The following is an 18,130-nucleotide window of genomic DNA, read 5'->3' as shown; positions in this document are numbered from 1 at the left end:
AAGAACGTTTGTTCCTATTCTATCATCTATCACTTTTAAAATCAATTATTTCTAAAAATTTAAAATATGGATGACATAGAGCTACAAATGCAACAATCACAATGACACCTCCAATCATAATGTATAAACCGCGAATTCCTATCCATTCACCCGCAAAGCCGCCGCATAAAACACCTAACGGCATCACACCTCTAATGATAAGAAGGCGTACGGACGATACTTTTCCAAATAATTCGTTTGGCACGACCTGCTGAAAAATGGTGAGGTTGTGGATATTAAAGATTGCCATCGCAATTCCCGCTAAAACCTCTGTTAGAATGGCAAAGGAGAAGCTGTTGTTCAACCCAAGAAATATAAAGGTCAATCCCCCTATAGCTAGCGAAGACAGCATGACTGTCCGCATATTAATTATCTTCATTTTCACGACAAGAAGCGAACCGATTATATACCCGAGCGGAAAGCTGGCCATGAACATGCCGTAGTCTGAATAACTCCCTGACAATTCATTTGTTATGTACGGAAGTGTAATGACCATTGTCACTCCTACGCCAAATTGAACAAAAGCTAAAAATACTCCCAGCCAGGCAATGATTCTATTTTTAAAGAAAAAAGTGATTCCTTTCATAAATTGCTGCATCCATGTGCCTCGCTGTTTTTCTTTCCTTCTCGGTTCAGAAACAAATAACAGCAAACTGCCGCTAATTAGCAGTAAACTAATAATTAGTATGAATGTAAATTGAATACCTAAAAATTCGATGACAAATCCTCCTGATAACGGTGCTAAAAATGTCATGATCCTTACTGTCCCATCGATGATTGAATTAGCTTGACTAAGCTGCGTTTTCGTAACTATCGTTGGTGTCATTGCTTGATTTGCGGGGGTATAAATAGGAGTGACTAGTCCAATAATCATTTGGACGATGTAGATTGACAGAGGTGTAAGACTCTCCAGCATCAATAAAATGAGCGGTAGCAAAAAGATGAATCCCCTAACCCATTGTGTACAGATCATAAGCCATTTCCTGCTCCAGCGATCAATAAACGGGCCAATAAACAACTGCAATAATAGCGACGGAATAAAATATAGCAGCCACATGCTTCCTAAAGCAGCTGTTGAACCGGTCATCTGATAGATTAGTATTGAATTGCAAAAGGTTCCAAACGCGCCGCCTAGCTCAGATATTGCATTTCCTGACCAAATAAATAGAAATGAACGGTTTTTAAAAATGGAATTGATTATGTTTCCCTCCTTTTTCATTCATTTTATCGTTTCGTCACCTTTTATTCAATATATTTAGAATTTTATATTCAATTTTTATTGAATATTTTTCTTCATAAGCCATAAGAAACTTATGGTTTATGTTATAGAGGAACTTTTTGCTGACTACGCATAATTTCGGGTTCCAGTTACGTATCTGAATAGAACGATTCGTCACTTTAACTGAGGTTTAAAGTGACAAATAGCACCACAGTTGAGCCATTCGTCATTTTACTGCAAAAAAATAAAAAGGACTAAGTACAGTAGAGTACCTGGCTCAGTCCATGGTTGCATAAATAATGTGTCTAGCTTTTTAGGGTCATTTCACTGCGGCATTTCCATGTTCTCGACTGTCTCGCCTCTCTCCCGCAGGAGTCGAGCGGACACCTCTACAAATCCAACTAAAGATCTTGTTTTCACTTTTTCAAACTCTGGCGCCATAAGATACTTATGACTAATTAATGCTGCATTCATTTCACGAAAATGAAAAAGCTTCCGTTTTTTCTTTTCCAGTGACCATATCTTTAATTTTCATTTTATTGCCCTTTACCTCATCTTCTCCAACGATGATGACATATGGAATTTGTTCTTTGTTAGCTTTTTCGAGAGCCTTTCCGACTTTTTTGCCGCTCATTTCAAGTTCTACTGGAAACCCTTTATCTCGCAATGCTTTCGCAATAAGCATAGCTTCCTTCTTTTTACCAAGAGGAACGATATAGTATTGCACTTTTGAAGTCGGTGTCATTTCATTTAATAATTGTTTTATTGCAGTAAAAATAACATCCAATCCAAACGAGATTCCTACTGTAGATATATTTTCTCCTGAGCCAATGAACCCGCCGATTGCCTGGTCATAGCGTCCTCCGCTACCAATGCTGGAAGAAATTGAGCGGTCAGCTAGAAAGATCTCATAGATTGTACCTGTGTATATTTCTAACCCTCTTGCCAGAAAAGGGTTGAAAACACATTGAGCGTCAACCCCTAAATACGCCAAATAACCTTGGAGCTCATTTAATTCGTGCAAGCCTTCCTTCAGCTGATTATTGTCCTCCGCATATTCCGCGATATAACGAAGATCGGCTTCTACTAAAAATTGTTCAACTTGCTTAATCGTCTTTGTTGTTAAGCCATTATCTAAAAGCTCCTTCAAGACAGCATCCCGACCAACCTTTTCAAGCTTATCTAAAATTAAAATCACCTTATTTATTTGATCCGCTGGTACTTCAAAAACATTTAATATGCCAGCTAGGATTTTGCGATTATTATATTGAATTTCTACACGCAAGTTTAGCTTCTCAAATGCGTCCAGTGCCATCATCATTAATTCAGCTTCAGCTATTTGAGAATCTACTCCGGCTATATCGACATCACATTGCGTGAATTCACGAAGTCTCCCAGTTTTTATCGGACCGTCTCTAAACACTTTCCCAATTTCATATCTTTTGAACGGTTTTTTCAGCTTCGGATTCATCGCGACCGCTTTTGCAAAGGGAATCGTTAAATCATAGCGGAGAGCAAGTTCTCTCTCACCACGATCAGATAATGTATACATTTCTTCAAGAATTTCTGATCCTCCACCATATTTACTTGCAAGTAATTCCCTATAATTTAGAATTGGCGTTTCTAAAGGGCTGCATCCATATAAAATGAACACATCTTCCAATGTCCTTCTCACCTGTCTTCTTATCACTTCATCCTCTGGCAAGTAATCCTGTGTACCTTTTACATTTTGATAATCCATTTTCTTCATAACTACAAACCTCCTATTTTTTAAAGAATGGCTCTGCAAAAAAATAAAAAACCGCATTAGATATAAGCGTTAACACTTTATCCATGCGGTTTAATGGGAAATAGCCTTCCTATATCGATTGTTTTAAAATCGGCTAGCAAGGCTACTTGATATGATGATGTTGGTTTTGTGAACCGTTTGCGAATATTTTCATGCTTTCCACCTCTGATTTTACATAATTTATCATATCTTTTGATGAATAGCAATAAAAATGGAACTTTTTTGAAAAATCAGTGCCCGTAATCGTATGAAACCTGGGTATACGGGCAATACTTCGGAAAAGCAGTGGCCAGTAACGACAGTGAAATTCATCCATCTCTCCGGTTTAAAACAATTTTCCCACGAGTTCTGCCTGTTTGACTGGTCAGATGCGCTTTACGAACGCCTTCGACTGTCATAGGAAAAACCGATGCAATGATTGGACGAATATGTCCAGCCTCAACAAGTACTTTTATATGATTCATACTTTCTCCATCTGGACGAGTAAATACAAACTCCACTTTCAGCAGCTTTTCCTTTTCATATTCATCAACATTTGCCGGTCGAATTGCATCACGTTCACTAATAATGGTTGCTACTTTTCCTCCGCGCCTCATCCAGCGAATGGCATCACGATATGCCTCTCCGCCAAGGGTATCAAGCATAAAGTCAAAAGAGGTGATTGTATCAAAAAAAGTACTGTCATATAATAATACCTCGTCTGCACCTAGGTCTTTTACAAAGTTCTCATTTTTCTTACTTGTCGTAGCAGCAACATATGCCCCTCTTGCTTTTGCTAATTGAATCGCAAATGAGCCGATGCCTCCGCTTCCAGCTAGAATTAATACATGGTCTCCTTCTTTTACATTTCCCACTTCTATTAGTGCTTGCCACACAGTAAGTCCAACTAATGGAAGGGATGCCGCTTCAATATGAGTAAGATTTTTTGGCATAGGAGCGACAAGGCTGGAAGGAACGATGATTTCATCAGCATATGTTCCTTGCTTTTCCATCTCTGGCCGAAAAAAGACATCATTCCCTGCTTGAAAATTAGCCACAGCTTCTCCAACCTCTTTGACTGTCCCTGCTGCATCCCAGCCAAGAATCTGTGGGAGCTGATAGGGAAAATCATTTTGCAGAAGTCCTTTACGAACCTTCCAGTCTACGGGGTTTACACCGCTCGCTTTTATAGATATTAGCAGGTCATTGCGACCTAATTTTCCAGTATTCACATGTATCTCTTTAATTTGCTGTTCATCACCGTATTGTTCAATTCCAAAACCGATCATAGAGGGCCTCCTCAGATGTACTTTAAAAACAGATTATCAAAACCAAAACGCATTTCAAAATTTTTATGACTAAAACCAATGTGACCCTCATTTCGTCTTTGTAATAAGGAGGGGGTTAACGATGCATATATATGAAGGCTTTGTTAATGGGGGCATTTATACTTTTTAGACCTGCTTTTTTAACTCTTTTTATCTTTTTTATTTTATTATTTATTGCTCTATTATTGTCATATAGTCAAAAGCGAAAAATGAGCGCTATAATGGAAGGAATGTGAAAAAATTCATTATTATATTACATGAAATCTACATTCTTTTAGCATTCGCCATTCTGACTTTTCAGACTAAAAAGGAGCAATCCAATTAGTCACTATTCGGCTAATGGATGCCCCTTGGTAGTTATATAAAATTTTGGACTTTTGACTATTCATAAGCAGAAATTCTCTAAATGATCTGCTCGATCGCCTTTACTGAATTGTTAATTGCCTCTATATTGCTCGTAATGACTTCCAGCTGACTAATGGATAACCCGGCAAACATTGCGTATATTTTTTCCGCACCTAATTTAGTCAAGGTAACTCTTACGACGCGCCTGTCTTCATTTAAGCGTACTCGTTCCACAAGTCCCATCCTCTCCAGCTTATCACACATATTTGTCGCTGCTGCAGGCGTGAGATGGAATGCCGCCGAAATATCAGTTATCTTCATATAGCCGGCAAGCTTTAATCTGTAAAGCAGGAGAACGAGATTATCTGATAGCTCATCATCATGAATAAGCAGACTGTTGAGACGAGTGTTCTTTAATACTTCTACAATAAAATGGTGAATGGATCTTTCCTTATTTTCATCCATGAAATACTTCCTCTCAAAAAATTTTACCTGCTTAAATATTTTGCTGCAGTAAACGCTTGGTTGCCCAAGCGAATACAAAAAATCTATTATTCTTTCTCTAAAATCGTTTTTGCCAGCTCCCGATCTAAATCTTCAAATTTAAAATAGGAGATTGTCTCATATAATTCTTTCCGTGTCTGCATGGCAGCTAGCGCATCTTTTTGAGTTCCTGTGGTTTTGATTAAATCAAATACTTGTTCATACGCTTTGGCAGCAACTCTTAATGATGTAACTGGGTAAATGACCATTTGAAAGCCCATTTCGGAAAATTCCTCTGCTGAATAATAGGGAGTTTTTCCAAATTCGGTCATATTGGCTAGCAATGGGACAGCTACCCTTTCGGAGAAAAGACGAAATTCTTCAGCTGACTGCAATGCTTCGGGAAAAATCGCATCAGCACCTGCTTCAAGATAAGCTTCCGCTCTCTTAATCGATGCTTCCAACCCTTCAACTGCCCTGGCATCTGTACGTGCCACAATGTATAAGGTCGGTGCTGCTTCCTTCATAACTTTTATTTTTTGTACCATTTCTTCTATTGTAACAAGCTGTTTTCCGTTTAAATGTCCACACTTTTTCGGCAGCTGCTGGTCTTCCACCTGAACAGCCGCAACTTTTGCCTCTTCCATCTCGACAGCGGTACGGGCTGCATTTAATACACCGCCAAACCCTGTATCTATATCTACTAACAATGGTAGATTGGTTGCTCTTACGATATCCTTTGCCCGCTCAGCCAATTCGCTGGATGTAACAATCCCTAAATCCGGCAGCCCCCTGCTCGCTGTATAGGCTGCTCCAGATAAATAGAGTGCTAAAAACCCTGCTTTTTGGGCTACTAGTGCTGCCATCGCATCATGCGCACCTGGAATTTGCAAAATTGGTGGAGAGGACACAAGCTCACTGAACCTTTGTGCAAGCTCTAATTGCGTTTTCGCCTTGTCAACAATCCATGCCATTATAAATACCTCCTCTTATTTTAAAAATAAGGTGACAAACTCATTTACATTCATTTTTTCAAGCGATTCCTGATTAGAAACGGCTTCTTCAATTTTGCGCTGCTGGCCTGCAGGAAATTGTGCTTTCAAGTTGCTTGAAAACTTCTCTATAATCTTTGGTATCGCTTCATCTCTACGGAAACGATGGCCTAGCGGATACTCGCATTCAACGAATTCAGAGGAAGTCCCATCAATATAATGGACTTGAACCGCATTTGCGATTGAGCGCTTGTTCGGATCTAAATAGTCAACACTATATTGTTTATTCTCGATGACCTCCATCTTGTCTCGAAGCTCATCAATTCTTTTATCATTGGCTATCTCATCCTCATAAAACTCTGCACGGATATCCCCTTTTAACAAACCGATTGCCGTAATGTATTGTAAGCAATGATCGCGATCGGCCGGATTATGAAGCGGCCCCTTCTTATCGATGATTCTTATCGCTGATTCATGAGTTGTAATAGTAATACGGTCAATTTCATTTAATCTGCCTGACACTTGCTTGTGCAGTTTAACCGCACACTCTGCTGCTGTTTGCGCATGGAACTCTGCTGCATAGGATACTTTGAAAAGAACATTTTCCATCACATAGGAATCAAGTTCACGTGCCAGCTTTAATTCTTTTTCCTTAAACAAAACATCTTGAAACCCCCAGCCTGGCGCAGATAGCGCTTGCGGATAGCCCATTTCTCCTTTAATGGCCATTAAAGCAAGCTGAACGCCTCTACTCGTAGCATCACCTGCCGCCCAAGACTTTCGCGAGCCTGTATTTGGCGCATGACGATAAGTGCGTAAGCTGGAATTATCTATCCATGCATTTGAAACAGCATTAATAATCTCTTTTCTGCTTCCTCCCAGCATTTTCGCTGCCACAGCTGTTGTTGCCACTTTAACAAATAAGACATGATCTAAGCCAACCCTGTTTAAGCTGTTTTCTAATGCAAGTATCCCTTGAATTTCATGTGCTTTAATCATCATTTCGAGCACATCACGCACTTTTAAAGGCTCTTTGCCTTCTGATAGCCTGACTTGGCTCAAGTAATCCGCCACTGCAAGAATGCCCCCAAGATTGTCTGAAGGATGTCCCCATTCAGCCGCAAGCCAAGTATCATTATAATCAAGCCAGCGAATCATACATCCAATGTTAAAAGCTCCGCGCACAGGATCAAGCACAAAGGAAGTGCCTGGCACCCTTGTGCCATTAGGTACAACCGTACCTGGAACAACCGGTCCTAATAACTTAGTGCATTCAGGGTAATTAAGCGCCAATATGCCACATCCAAGCGTATCTAACAGAACATATCTCGCCGTTTGGTAAGCCTCTTCACTAACAATCTCTTTTTCTAATACATAATCAGCAATGTTTTCTAGTAAAATATCCGTTTTATTTTGATCACTTGTTTTCAGCATATAAACACTCCTTAATTTGGTAGACTATGACGTTCGCCTGTATAGAGCACCCTCGGTCTAAACAAACGATTATTTTCATGCTGCTCGATAACATGAGCACATAATCCAACTGTTCTTGAACTGAAGAAAATCGGTGTGTACAGAGAGATAGGAATGCCCAGCATCCAATAAACCGGTGCCGCATAATAATCAAGGTTTGGAAAAAGACCTTTTTCGCTCTCCATTATTTTTTCCCCTGCCTCACACATTTGTAAAAGCAGGTCATTGCCTTCTTTTTCACATAGATCCTTTAAAGCATTTTTCATCATTAATGCTCTCGGATCCATCTTTTTCATGTAGACCCTGTGACCAAAGCCCATAATTTTTTCTTTGTTATATAATTTTTTATAAAGATTCTCTTCAAATGCCGCGACACTTCCCGCTTTGTTCAGCATATACATGACCGCTTCGTTCGCTCCGCCATGAAGACTGCCTTTTAAACTTGCAACTGCACCTGTCAGCGCGCCGTATAAATCTGATTGGGTTGAGGCAATCACTCTTGCTGTAAATGTAGAATTCGGCATTTCATGTTCACTGTATAGAACGAGTGAGAGATCAAATATTTTTTCCTCTAATGGTGATGGATATTTTCCTGTCAGCATATAAAAGAAATTGGCACTATATGATAATTCTTCTTTTGGCTGAACTGGTTCCATTTTCCTTATGATCCGATAGCTATTCGCAACAATATTTGGCACACTGCTCAACAGATTATATGCCCGCTCCTTATTTACCTTAAGCGATCGATCTTCTAATTTGTCATCATAGCCCGCCAGAGAGGATATCCCTGTTCTAAGACCGTCCATTGGATGCGTTTCATGAGGCAAATTCCTAAACACTTCAAAAACACCATTAGGAATTTGATAGGCTTGTTTCAGCTTATTATTAACAGCTACCTTTTCTTCAACATTCGGCAAGCGATCTTCCAAAAGCAAATGCACAATGTCCAAATATTCCCTTGTTTGAGAAAGCTTAATCAAATCGTACCCTTTTATGACAATTTCGCCTTGGACTGTATCTAAAAATGAGATCTTCGTTTCTGAAGCAATGACACCATCTAAACCGGGAATATACTTTTCCTCAATGCTCATCTTCCTTTTCCTCCCATCCAATTACATCCTGCCTGACGATGCTGTAAGCCTTTTCAGCGTTATTCAAATAATGATTAATTGTTGCCTTTTCTATCGAAAGTGCTGCAATCTCATACTTTATGCTTTCAAATTCTTCTTGTAATGAACACGCTCTTTCTGCACTGTGATTAATCATGATCGTTGATTTCAATGAATTGATAAAATATTGAACGGTTCCAAACAATTATTTTTCCTCCAATTGTGTAATGCAAAAAAGTTGCCATTGGCTTGTATTGAATTTATGTTGATTAAACGAGCGTCCATTGCTTCCATCGCTTTTGCGGTAAAATTTTATTTTCGTACAAACTGCAACCCCTTCTGGAAAACAAAAAACAACTTCCAGAAAGAAGTTGTTAAGTTAAAAACGAATATCAAAATAAACATGCTTCCTAATAGCATGTACCTCAAACTCGCACTTAACACCCCCTATCCGCGTAGGTATTGATGTTTGCTAAAACAGGCAGGTCTCCTGGCTCATGGTCATCGCTCTTCGAACCTTCCCATTTCCATGTTAACGGAAACAGTGGTGTTACTCGAATCGCTCACAATTACAGTTGCGGGACAGCGCCGGTCTCTAACCGGACTTCCCTTTTAAGCAAATAGCATTGGCTATCTGCACCTATTTCTACAACTATTTAATTTTACAAGTTCAATATATCAATATTTTAGAAAATTTACAATTGTTTTCTTTGAAGTGCATTATTTATATGTGTATCCTTTGTATGAATTTTTCTATACTCTATTAGCCATGATATGCCCAGTCTATCTGTAATAACAAGCTGTCTTGTCCAATCTCTTCAATATAAAGCTCTTTCACCCTTTCCCCTCCTTACCTAATGATTAGACGATTTTGAACAGCTTTTGGTTTAAAAACAAGAAGTTTTTTTCACAAACATAGAAATACTGATATAAAGACAATGTAAACCCTTACTATAATTTCACTGAATACTTTTACTACATTCACCCATAGACATGATGAAATGATATCTGTTATAGTATATTAGTTACCAAGGATAACTATTTTTAAAGAGGTGTTTTCTTATTAAAGCCAGCCAACGATTTTTTCACCATTTTATGATGCTTTATCGTCCATTTGAAAATAAACTGAATGCGATGCTCAGCAAACATCAACTGCAAAGGGCACAGTGGACGGTCTTTTATTATTTGAATACATTCGGTCCAGCCACGCTTGTTGAAATTGCTAACTATCAAGGGGTTGAAAAACCAACTGTTACACGGACAATCAACCGGCTGGAAGAGCTCGGGTTTGTGGAAAAAATCCCAAGCTCGGATAAACGCGAAAAAAGAATGCAGCTGACACAAGCTGGAATAGACATTTACTTAAAGATTCGCGTGACGATTGACGAATTTGAAATGGATATTTTAAACGGAGTTTCAGCAGAGGAACAGCAAGATACAATCCGAATTATGCAGTTAATCCGTGGAAATTTAATTAATCAGGGGGAAGAACATGACACAGTCAAAAGCTAAGCTTTGGACGAAAGACTTCATCATCGTGTCTTCCGTCAACTTTTTTCTAACATTAATTTTTTATTTATTGATGGTAACCATGGCTCTTTATGCGGTAGAAGCCTATGATGCCACACCAAGTCAGGCCGGCCTTGTTACTGGTATCTTTATCATCGGCACCCTTATCGGCAGGCTTTTCATCGGGCGCTCGATTGATAAGATTGGACGAAAAAAACTTTAGTGATTGGACTCATTATTTTTACCATTGTAACAAGCATATATTTTATTGACGCCGGAATCACCTTCTTACTAATAACACGCTTTATACACGGCCTCACACTTGGAATGGCAAGCACGGCTTCCGGAACGATTGTCGCATCTATTATTCCACATTCTCGCAAAGGTGAAGGAATCGGCTATTTCAGCATGAGCGCAACGCTGGCAACAGCTATTGGGCCATTTATTGGACTTATCATGAGCCAGCATACAAGCTTCCAAATGATATTTGCATTCTGCCTTGTTTTAGGAATCATTTCTTTATTCATCGGTATGACTGTTAAAGTTCAGGAATTAACTCAAGCTGAATTGGAAAAAGCAGATATCGCCGGCTTTAAAATTTCTGGATTTATTGAACCTAAAGCATTTCCAATTGCGATTGTCGTCTTAACGGTTGCTTTCTGTTATTCAAGCGTTTTATCGTTTATTAATTTTTATGCCATTGAGGCTGATCTCGTAAATGCGGCGAGCTTCTTCTTTTTTGTATATGCTGTAGCTGTACTCATTTCAAGACCATTCACAGGTCGGCTCATGGACATAAAAGGCGCCAATTTTATCATGTATCCAGCCTTCATCTTAATGGGCGGGGGACTGCTGCTTTTAAGCACTGCCTCCAGTGCAGCAACGCTGTTAATCTCCGGCGCATTGATCGGGCTTGGTTTTGGTAATATGCAATCCTGTACACAGGCGATTGCAGTGAAACTGACACCGACACACCGAATGGGCTTGGCTACATCAACCTTTTTCATCTTTTTAGATGCGGGGCTTGGATTTGGTCCTTATCTGCTCGGATTGATGATTCCTTATACAGGCTATAGTCTTTTATATGTTTATATGGGGAGCATTGTATTAGTAGCCATCATTCTTTATTATTTTGTCCATGGCAAAAAGGAGAATCCGCGCAGAACAAAAGGCGCAGTCAACCACCACTCCGCTTCCGTATAAAGCAACTTAGTTGAGACTGTATTTTTTCTTTTACGAGAATACAGTCTTTCTTTTCAGATTAAGTTACCAGAAAATTCTTTACTGTTCATTCTCAATAATGCTACGATATTTTTAAGGAGGATGGTGATGGGAAGAAACAAGGAATTTAATGAAGAGGCCGTTTTATTAAAGGCGATGAAACTTTTTTGGGCGCAAGGTTTTGAGAAAACTAGCATGCAGGATTTGGTCGATGTAATGGGCATCCACCGAAGGAGTATTTACGATACATTCGGTGATAAGCATACTCTATTTTTAAAAGCATTGGAAAAGTATGAAAAAATCACATCTAAAAATATCCATGCTGAGATTCAGCAATTGCCTACCATAAAAAGGCGAATAAGAAGACTATTTGAAATGGCAATGATCCGCGATGACCACACACCTAAAGGCTGTTTCATCGTCAATACAGCAGTGGAATTCCCTCATGATTCAAGCTGCAGTGATTTTGTGGCAAACAGTTTTTCTAAAACAGAAAAGCTGCTAAATGAATTATTAGAACAGGGACAACAAACCGGAGAGATTGGCTCGCATCATGATATTAAACACCTCGCTCAATTTCTACACAATGCTTTCACAGGTTTTCGGGTTTTAGTAAAAACTACTGATGATAAAGAAAAGCTAGAAAATATCATAGACTCCTCACTAAATAGCCTGGATTAGTACATTATTTTAAGAATGTTCATTCTAAAAAAAAGAAAAGGTGATAGTTATGAAACATTTAGAAGGCTTACAAAAGATGGCTGCAGGAGATCTCCCAAGTGCACCGATTGCTGAGCTGCTCGGCATGAATGTGACAGAAGTCGAAGTAGGCAAAGTTGTGATTGAAATGGAAACATCTGAACGCATGTATAACCCCATGGGCACACTTCATGGCGGCGTCATGTGCGATATCGCCGACGCTGCCATGGGCTATGCATTCGCTACCACACTCGCAGACGACGAGCTATTCACAACTGTAGAAATAAAGCTAAATTTCCTTAAGCCTATATGGAAATCTAAACTGCGCGCAATCGGCCAATTAATTAAAAAAGGCTCTTCAGTCGGGCTGCTTGAATGCAATGTATATGATGAAAAAAACAGCCTTGTTGCTCATTCAACGAGCACATGCATGATTTTAAAGGGGAATCCCTCTGGTTCGCGGAAACAGACAAAATAAAGTAACCTTTCATCGATAAAAAAAATCAGCCCAAAACATGGGCTGATTTACATTAAAATGGCTTATTCGGCTCATAAGTAGGCTGTTGATTTTTAACTTCAAATTGCTGGCTTTTAGCGACAGCACTTTGCACATCTTCATCTTCTGAAAATTCTACATCCACTTGATTGTACTGCTGTGCTTGATTTTGAGCGGCGATGATTTTTTCATCTAGTTGATTTTCATGATCTTTCTTCATTTGTCATCTCTCCTTTATTTAATATCTTTTTGTAGATTTCCCTGTCTAATCTTAATTATTCTTTCATAGATAAATAAACGAAATATTGTTAAAATAATGCAATCAAATGTTTGATTAAGGATGAGGTTTAGGTGAATGAACAAGAGCTGATATTACTCCTTCAAGAGCAAATACCTGATTTAAAAATTGAAAGCATAGCGGTGAATCAAATGGGTTGGGATAACGATATTTTTATTGTGAATGATGCGCATGTCTTTAGGCTGCCAAAGAAGCCTGAGCTTACAAAAACCATTGAAATAGAAAAAAGGCTCCTTGAGCTTTTACATGCCAAAAATCCCAAAATGCTCATTCCAGCCTATGAATTTCTATATAATGAGAAAGGCGAACGAATCGGCACCTCTCATCGCTATATTCATGGAAAGAATTTGACGCTGATTGATTCAAGTATGGATTTAAAAGCATCAGCACAGCTTCTCGGAGATTTTTTGACTAAACTGCACCAAATTGAAGTCGGTGAAGCGCGGGCGTTTGGATTGAAGGAAATTCATAATGAGCAGTATTGGAATAATCTATATCAAACACTTGAAAAATGCGTATTCCCTTTCTTATCAAAAAAGGAACAGCATCTCGTTTCTTTTATTTTCGAACATGCTGATTTTCATCCGGAAAATAAAACCGTAATTCATGGCGATTTAACAGCGGCAAATATGATTTATGATGATGAGAGCAAAAAAATAACAGGGATTATTGATTTTACTGATGCCCAAATCAGTGATCCGGCGTTTGATTTTGCCGGGATATACTGGGATTTCGGAGCAGCATTCACAATGGAAGTGCTGAAAAACTATTGCGGAACTGCTCCAACAGAATTAATTTTAAAGCGTGTTGGTCAATTTTATGGCTTGCAGCCGGTGTTTCATGAGTGGATTTATACGGTTAAAAAGGGCAAACACCTCGATCCGAGCGACGGTCTGATGAAAATTAGCAAACGGCAAAACTTATAATTGAGCTGCTGTAGGAGATGTCTTCTTTATTCTGCATTTTTGCTTTGATAGGCTGGAAGTTGTTCGGCAGGATTTATCACAGAATCTCCATGACAAACTTCCAGCCTGATTGGGTTAAGCTCGCTCACAATTTCACTGCTCCGTACGGCCTGTGCCATATCTGCCGTAAACATGGACATTGGAGGCTTAAGTTTCCCCTTCTTAGATGTAAATAGATCTCCAGCTAAAACTACTTGATCCATCTCATGATAGTAAATGACATGGCCTGGTGAATGGCCTGGTGTGAAATACGGAGTTAAGCCGCCAATTGTAGATAATTCACCTTGATCATTTGTTATAAGCGGCTTAACAATATTTTTATCAACATTGAATTCAAGCTTTTTTCTGCGCGGATAAATGCGTTCACCAACCATATAAGGGATTTCCTCCAAATGTGCGTATACAGGCACTTCGTCCTCTTCCGCCAATGCTTTGATTGCGCCTGTATGATCAGAATGTCCATGTGTAAGTAGCACTCTTTTTAACGGACCTGCATTCAAGTCTTTAATCACTTTCGAAATCTTTCCGGCCATTCTATTCATGCCGGCATCGACAAGTGTGATTCCCTCTTCATCCTTTACCAGCCAAACATGTACAGGAATCACCATCCATGCTTTAATGCTCCAAATATGTTCCGAAACTTTCGTAACCTTCATCCTAACTCTCCCCTTTCTTCATTTTTTCAATGCATCCTAAAATAAACGTTTCAGCCATCAAATCAAAAGTAGGTGTAAGCCGCTCCATTAACTCCTCTACAGACTCGTGCATATAAGCGTATGTCGTTAAAATACCATTGAGACTATAATAGTAAATTCTTGTATAAGCAAGTGCGGTTTCACTATCCTTTATTTCAAGACATTCACTAACTGCATTGATCAGCTCCTTAAAAATCATATTTCTTATTTGATTAACCTCAAGTGAAGGATTTTCTTCATCCACTCTTCCAGATCGTGCATTAATGAAGACGCTATACATATTTTGATTTTCCAAGCAAAAAGAAAGATACTGTCTGCTCATAGCTTTTAATTTTTCTGCGGATGCGATAGATTCATCGCTGGAAATCTCCTTCAGTTGTTGATACAAATGTTGAAGGGAAGGCATTGAAAGCTGCTGTAAAAGTGAGATTTTATCTTTGAAGTATAAGTAAATTGTTGTATGAGAACAGCCTGCTTCTTTAGCAATTTCCCTCATTGTCACTGCCTCATATCCTTTTTTTGAAAACAGCTTTGTTGCTGCTAATAAGATGGCCTGTCTAGTTTCTTCTGATCGTTTACCCATTTTGAATGACTCCTTTTTTAGTAACTAACCAATGGTTATAAAATTAGTTTATAACCGTTGGTTAGTTTTTGCAACAATAAATAATTTTTGCAGGAATTTAATTCTCTCTAATCGAAAGAGTTTATTTTATTTTAAGTAGCTTTTTTAAAAGGAGGAAATAGCAATATGGCCATCTTGATAAAACTGGGACAAGAGTCAGAGGTTTACATTGCCCATCAGCTCATGCAGGAGGCGTTTGCCGAATACAGCACTCTAGATGTGCCATCAAGTGCGATGACTGAATCCGCTGATGTACTGCGCAATGCATGGAGAAATGGGGAAGAACAATTCATCATCTGCTACGAAAATGAAACTCCAGTAGGTTCATCAAGATGTAAGCTGACCTTCTTCAGGTGAATAAACTCGTTTTATTCCTCGGAAAAACTATTCCATGACCTTCTTCAGGTGAATAAACTCGTTTTATTCCTCTGAAAGCCTAACCTCTGTAGCGTTTAAACGAAAAAAAGACCAGGAACCCCCTGGTCTTTTTTTATTATTTGCTCATCCACTCTGGTTTGCCGAAGCCTTGGAATTGTTCATCGATTACTTTTTCAAATTCGTCTGATTCAACGACTTCTTTTATGTCTTTTGCATATTGGGTATCTTCAAATTCTGCTTTTACGGCAACTATATTGCGGTAATTATCAAGCATGTCTTCTAAGGCAAGTGCGCTTAAAAGATCCATTTTGGCAGCTAAGGCAAAGTTACCAGGGACAGCGGCTAAGTCTGCACTTTCAACAGAGCGAGGGAGCTGGCCTGCTTCAATTGGCTGGAAGACAAGATTTTTTTCATTTTCAATAATGTCTTTCTCTGAGACGGTTAGTGGATCTGCGTTTGCATCGATTTTAATTAATCCTTCATCTTGAAGTGTGTTAAATGCACGAGCCACATTGGTTGGGTCATTCGGAACGGCTACGGTAGCTCCATCCTTTACTTCTTCTAGAGAATTATACTGATTTGAATAAATGCCCATTGGTGCAGTAGGGACGATGACCAATGGCGTTAAGTCCATATTATTCTCTTTTTCAAAGTTCTCGAGATAAATCGTATGCTGGAATAAGTTCGCTTGAATATCGTCTTCGTCAAGTGCTTTATTTGGCTGAATATAATCGCTGAATTCTACAATTTCTACTTTATAGCCCTTCTCTTCTAATCCTGGAATAATAGCTTTCTTTAACATATCGCTATATGGCCCTGCTGTTGCACCAAATTTTAATTCCTTTGTTTCATCAACCTGGTCACCGCTTGTGCCTGACCCGCCGCAGGCTGCAAGGAAACCTGCTGTTACGACTAAAATGAAAGTAATTAACCATTTTTTCATCTGATTTTTCCCCCTTTAAGAGCGTTCATCCAGAAATTGACCACATAAAAATGCCTCTTCAATATCTGAAAGAGGCATTTTAAAATCTATATTTCGCCTTATCTTTCAGAATGGAAATCATTCTGCAGGAATTGGCACCTTCCCATTGCTGGGGGTTGCCGGACGTCATAGGGCCTAGTCCCTCGGTCACTCTGGATAAGCTTTATCTTCAATTTTTATGTTATGATATTACTACTCTATTGATTATTTGTCAATCTTCTAAGTTATTAAATTAAAAATAATCTTCCCTAAATTTAACTGGACATTTTTATCATTACGATATAAAATTCGTTCGTATAAAGATTAATAACATTCAAAGGTGGAGTCAGCATGGAACTTTCTGATCGCTTAAAGCAATTGCCGCAGCAATTTTTTGCATCACTCGTCGGTAAAGTAGCTAAAGCTAAAGCTGAGGGCAGAGATGTAATCAATTTAGGACAAGGTAATCCGGATCAGCCGACACCCGCCCATATTGTTCGATCACTGCAAAGTGCGGCGGAGGATCCAATTACACATAAATATTCTCCTTTTCGCGGGATTAATGAATTAAATCGTGCATCAGCAGAATTTTATCAACGAGAGTATGGCGTCGAGGTTGATCCTGAGAAAGAGGTTGCCATTCTTTTTGGCGCCAAGGCCGGTCTCGTTGAATTGCCAATGTGCCTGCTTAATGAGGGCGACCTTATGCTCCTGCCAGATCCGGGATATCCCGATTATGAATCTGGAGCCGTGCTTGCCAATGTAACATTTGATACTTTCCCGTTAAAAGAGGAAAATCAATTTCTGCCAGACTACTCTGCCTTTTCAGACGAGCAAAAAGAAAAGGCAAAGCTATTGTACTTAAATTATCCGAACAACCCGACAGGTGCGACTGCTAGCAAAGAGTTTTTCGAAGAAACAATCGCATTTGCCAAGGAAAATAACATTGCCATCCTGCATGACTTTGCTTATGGTGCCATTGGCTTTGATGGAGACAAGCCGCAAAGCTTTATGAGCATAGAAGGCGCAAAAGAGGTTGGCATTGAAATGTACACTCTTTCTAAAACATATAATATGGCAGGCTGGAGAGTGGGCTTTGCAGTTGGCAATCCAACCATTATCGCAGCAATCAATCTTATCCAAGACCATCTTTATGTCAGCCTATTTCCTGCTGTACAGCAGGCAGCAGCAGATGCACTTACAGGCGATCAGACAAGTGTGAGAGAGCTTGTTGCTCTTTATGAACGACGTCGCAACAGGTTTATTGCAGCTTGCGAAAGTATAGGCTGGAGAGCAACAGCACCTGCAGGGTCATTCTTTGCCTGGATGCCTGTAGCTGAAGGTTTTACAAGCGAGGCATTTGCCGATTATCTGCTTGATAAGGCCGACGTTGCGGTCGCCGCAGGCAATGGATTCGGTAAATTCGGCGAAGGTTATGTGCGGGTAGGTTTGTTAGTCGACGAGGAACGATTAGAGGAAGCAGTAGATAGAATTGGACAATTAAACTTATTTTAAATCTTAAAATGCTGA

18 protein-coding genes, 1 pseudogene and 2 riboswitches are annotated in these 18,130 nt (G+C 39.3%); of the genes and pseudogenes, 7 read left to right on the top strand and 12 right to left on the bottom strand.

What is annotated here, in order from left to right; translation table 11 throughout:
• Positions 1–22: 22 nt before the first annotated feature.
• The 8 genes from CWS20_RS01480 to CWS20_RS01445 all read right to left on the bottom strand — a co-directional run bounded on the left by CWS20_RS01480 (position 23) and on the right by CWS20_RS01445 (position 8,961).
• The gene (locus tag CWS20_RS01480) at positions 23–1,237 is read right to left on the bottom strand and encodes an MFS transporter (protein ID WP_066194313.1); all 1,215 of its coding nucleotides are present in this window, start codon (positions 1,235–1,237) and stop codon (positions 23–25) included.
• Between the two features lie 496 nt (positions 1,238–1,733).
• Positions 1,734–3,008, bottom strand: coding sequence for a histidine--tRNA ligase (locus CWS20_RS01475; RefSeq protein ID WP_066193668.1), 1,275 nt, complete (start codon positions 3,006–3,008; stop codon positions 1,734–1,736).
• Positions 3,009–3,355: 347 nt separating this feature from the next.
• Positions 3,356–4,315: an NADP-dependent oxidoreductase gene (locus CWS20_RS01470; RefSeq protein ID WP_066193665.1), complete on the bottom strand. Its 960-nt coding sequence runs from the start codon at positions 4,313–4,315 to the stop codon at positions 3,356–3,358.
• Between the two features lie 441 nt (positions 4,316–4,756).
• Positions 4,757–5,164 carry a MarR family transcriptional regulator gene (locus tag CWS20_RS01465; protein WP_066193663.1) on the bottom strand — a complete coding sequence of 136 codons (408 nt, stop codon included), beginning with the start codon at positions 5,162–5,164 and terminating at the stop codon, positions 4,757–4,759.
• An 86-nt stretch (positions 5,165–5,250) separates the two neighbouring features.
• Positions 5,251–6,156: a methylisocitrate lyase gene (prpB, locus tag CWS20_RS01460; RefSeq protein WP_066193661.1), complete on the bottom strand. Its 906-nt coding sequence runs from the start codon at positions 6,154–6,156 to the stop codon at positions 5,251–5,253.
• A 15-nt stretch (positions 6,157–6,171) separates the two neighbouring features.
• On the bottom strand, positions 6,172–7,608 hold the full coding sequence (gene prpD / locus CWS20_RS01455; protein WP_066193659.1) for a 2-methylcitrate dehydratase: 1,437 nt from the start codon (positions 7,606–7,608) through the stop codon (positions 6,172–6,174).
• Between the two features lie 11 nt (positions 7,609–7,619).
• Positions 7,620–8,738 carry a citrate synthase gene (gene mmgD, locus CWS20_RS01450; protein WP_066193657.1) on the bottom strand — a complete coding sequence of 373 codons (1,119 nt, stop codon included), beginning with the start codon at positions 8,736–8,738 and terminating at the stop codon, positions 7,620–7,622.
• Entirely contained in the window at positions 8,728–8,961 is a 234-nt protein-coding gene (locus tag CWS20_RS01445) for a hypothetical protein (protein ID WP_066193655.1), read from the bottom strand. The genes mmgD and CWS20_RS01445 overlap by 11 nt, the downstream gene beginning before the upstream one ends.
• 258 nt (positions 8,962–9,219) lie before the next feature.
• Positions 9,220–9,415: riboswitch (cobalamin riboswitch) on the bottom strand.
• A gap of 436 nt (positions 9,416–9,851) precedes the next feature.
• On the opposite strand from CWS20_RS01445, the gene CWS20_RS01440 reads away from it, so the two are divergent.
• The 4 genes and pseudogenes from CWS20_RS01440 to CWS20_RS01425 all read left to right on the top strand — a co-directional run bounded on the left by CWS20_RS01440 (position 9,852) and on the right by CWS20_RS01425 (position 12,663).
• Positions 9,852–10,268 (top strand): MarR family winged helix-turn-helix transcriptional regulator, encoded by a 417-nt coding sequence (locus CWS20_RS01440; RefSeq protein ID WP_083957269.1) that lies wholly within the window; start codon positions 9,852–9,854, stop codon positions 10,266–10,268.
• Positions 10,249–11,468 (top strand): annotated as a pseudogene (locus CWS20_RS01435) (MFS transporter). The gene CWS20_RS01440 and the pseudogene CWS20_RS01435 overlap by 20 nt, the downstream one beginning before the upstream one ends.
• A 126-nt stretch (positions 11,469–11,594) precedes the next feature.
• Positions 11,595–12,167, top strand: coding sequence for a TetR/AcrR family transcriptional regulator (locus CWS20_RS01430; protein WP_066193649.1), 573 nt, complete (start codon positions 11,595–11,597; stop codon positions 12,165–12,167).
• Positions 12,168–12,216: 49 nt separating this feature from the next.
• On the top strand, positions 12,217–12,663 hold the full coding sequence (locus CWS20_RS01425) for a PaaI family thioesterase (protein WP_066193648.1): 447 nt from the start codon (positions 12,217–12,219) through the stop codon (positions 12,661–12,663).
• A 52-nt stretch (positions 12,664–12,715) separates the two neighbouring features.
• Here the strand turns inward: CWS20_RS01425 and CWS20_RS01420 are convergent, their stop codons facing one another.
• Positions 12,716–12,901: a hypothetical protein gene (locus tag CWS20_RS01420; RefSeq protein WP_066193646.1), complete on the bottom strand. Its 186-nt coding sequence runs from the start codon at positions 12,899–12,901 to the stop codon at positions 12,716–12,718.
• A 131-nt stretch (positions 12,902–13,032) separates the two neighbouring features.
• Here CWS20_RS01420 and CWS20_RS01415 point away from each other — a divergent pair, with 131 nt between their 5' ends.
• Positions 13,033–13,905, top strand: a complete 873-nt coding sequence (locus tag CWS20_RS01415; RefSeq protein WP_066193644.1) for an aminoglycoside phosphotransferase family protein — start codon at positions 13,033–13,035, stop codon at positions 13,903–13,905.
• A 26-nt stretch (positions 13,906–13,931) separates the two neighbouring features.
• Here the strand turns inward: CWS20_RS01415 and CWS20_RS01410 are convergent, their stop codons facing one another.
• Together CWS20_RS01410 and CWS20_RS01405 are read right to left on the bottom strand one after the other, a co-directional pair.
• Positions 13,932–14,600 (bottom strand): MBL fold metallo-hydrolase, encoded by a 669-nt coding sequence (locus CWS20_RS01410; RefSeq protein ID WP_066193642.1) that lies wholly within the window; start codon positions 14,598–14,600, stop codon positions 13,932–13,934.
• 1 nt (position 14,601) lies between these two features.
• The gene (locus CWS20_RS01405; RefSeq protein ID WP_066193639.1) at positions 14,602–15,222 is read right to left on the bottom strand and encodes a TetR/AcrR family transcriptional regulator; all 621 of its coding nucleotides are present in this window, start codon (positions 15,220–15,222) and stop codon (positions 14,602–14,604) included.
• Positions 15,223–15,387: 165 nt separating this feature from the next.
• Here CWS20_RS01405 and CWS20_RS01400 point away from each other — a divergent pair, with 165 nt between their 5' ends.
• The gene (locus tag CWS20_RS01400) at positions 15,388–15,618 is read left to right on the top strand and encodes a hypothetical protein (RefSeq protein WP_066193637.1); all 231 of its coding nucleotides are present in this window, start codon (positions 15,388–15,390) and stop codon (positions 15,616–15,618) included.
• Positions 15,619–15,754: 136 nt separating this feature from the next.
• Here CWS20_RS01400 and CWS20_RS01395 read toward each other — a convergent pair whose 3' ends face one another.
• A complete protein-coding gene (locus CWS20_RS01395) occupies positions 15,755–16,582 on the bottom strand; it encodes a MetQ/NlpA family ABC transporter substrate-binding protein (protein ID WP_066193635.1) in 828 nt (275 codons plus the stop codon).
• 95 nt (positions 16,583–16,677) lie between these two features.
• A riboswitch (SAM riboswitch) is annotated at positions 16,678–16,784 on the bottom strand.
• A 167-nt stretch (positions 16,785–16,951) separates the two neighbouring features.
• Here CWS20_RS01395 and CWS20_RS01390 point away from each other — a divergent pair.
• Positions 16,952–18,115 (top strand): pyridoxal phosphate-dependent aminotransferase, encoded by a 1,164-nt coding sequence (locus tag CWS20_RS01390; RefSeq protein WP_066193633.1) that lies wholly within the window; start codon positions 16,952–16,954, stop codon positions 18,113–18,115.
• Positions 18,116–18,130 lie beyond the last annotated feature (15 nt).

This window comes from Cytobacillus horneckiae (assembly GCF_002835735.1).
In the GTDB taxonomy this organism is placed as follows: domain Bacteria; phylum Bacillota; class Bacilli; order Bacillales; family Cytobacillaceae; genus Cytobacillus; species Cytobacillus horneckiae.
Note: the sequence above shows the minus strand (reverse complement) of the source record. Positions and strands in the feature narration are given on the sequence as shown.

Excerpts from the sequence above, each read along its gene's own strand:
- CWS20_RS01475 (WP_066193668.1), bottom strand. The coding sequence starts at position 3,008 with ATGAAGAAAATGGATTATCAAAATGTAAAAGGTACACAGGATTACTTG.
- CWS20_RS01470 (WP_066193665.1), bottom strand. The coding sequence starts at position 4,315 with ATGATCGGTTTTGGAATTGAACAATACGGTGATGAACAGCAAATTAAA.
- CWS20_RS01465 (WP_066193663.1), bottom strand. The coding sequence starts at position 5,164 with ATGGATGAAAATAAGGAAAGATCCATTCACCATTTTATTGTAGAAGTA.
- prpB (WP_066193661.1), bottom strand. The coding sequence starts at position 6,156 with ATGGCATGGATTGTTGACAAGGCGAAAACGCAATTAGAGCTTGCACAA.
- prpD (WP_066193659.1), bottom strand. The coding sequence starts at position 7,608 with ATGCTGAAAACAAGTGATCAAAATAAAACGGATATTTTACTAGAAAAC.
- mmgD (WP_066193657.1), bottom strand. The coding sequence starts at position 8,738 with ATGAGCATTGAGGAAAAGTATATTCCCGGTTTAGATGGTGTCATTGCT.
- CWS20_RS01440 (WP_083957269.1), top strand. The coding sequence starts at position 9,852 with ATGATGCTTTATCGTCCATTTGAAAATAAACTGAATGCGATGCTCAGC.
- CWS20_RS01430 (WP_066193649.1), top strand. The coding sequence starts at position 11,595 with ATGGGAAGAAACAAGGAATTTAATGAAGAGGCCGTTTTATTAAAGGCG.
- CWS20_RS01425 (WP_066193648.1), top strand. The coding sequence starts at position 12,217 with ATGAAACATTTAGAAGGCTTACAAAAGATGGCTGCAGGAGATCTCCCA.
- CWS20_RS01420 (WP_066193646.1), bottom strand. The coding sequence starts at position 12,901 with ATGAAGAAAGATCATGAAAATCAACTAGATGAAAAAATCATCGCCGCT.
- CWS20_RS01410 (WP_066193642.1), bottom strand. The coding sequence starts at position 14,600 with ATGAAGGTTACGAAAGTTTCGGAACATATTTGGAGCATTAAAGCATGG.
- CWS20_RS01405 (WP_066193639.1), bottom strand. The coding sequence starts at position 15,222 with ATGGGTAAACGATCAGAAGAAACTAGACAGGCCATCTTATTAGCAGCA.
- CWS20_RS01400 (WP_066193637.1), top strand. The coding sequence starts at position 15,388 with ATGGCCATCTTGATAAAACTGGGACAAGAGTCAGAGGTTTACATTGCC.
- CWS20_RS01395 (WP_066193635.1), bottom strand. The coding sequence starts at position 16,582 with ATGAAAAAATGGTTAATTACTTTCATTTTAGTCGTAACAGCAGGTTTC.
- CWS20_RS01390 (WP_066193633.1), top strand. The coding sequence starts at position 16,952 with ATGGAACTTTCTGATCGCTTAAAGCAATTGCCGCAGCAATTTTTTGCA.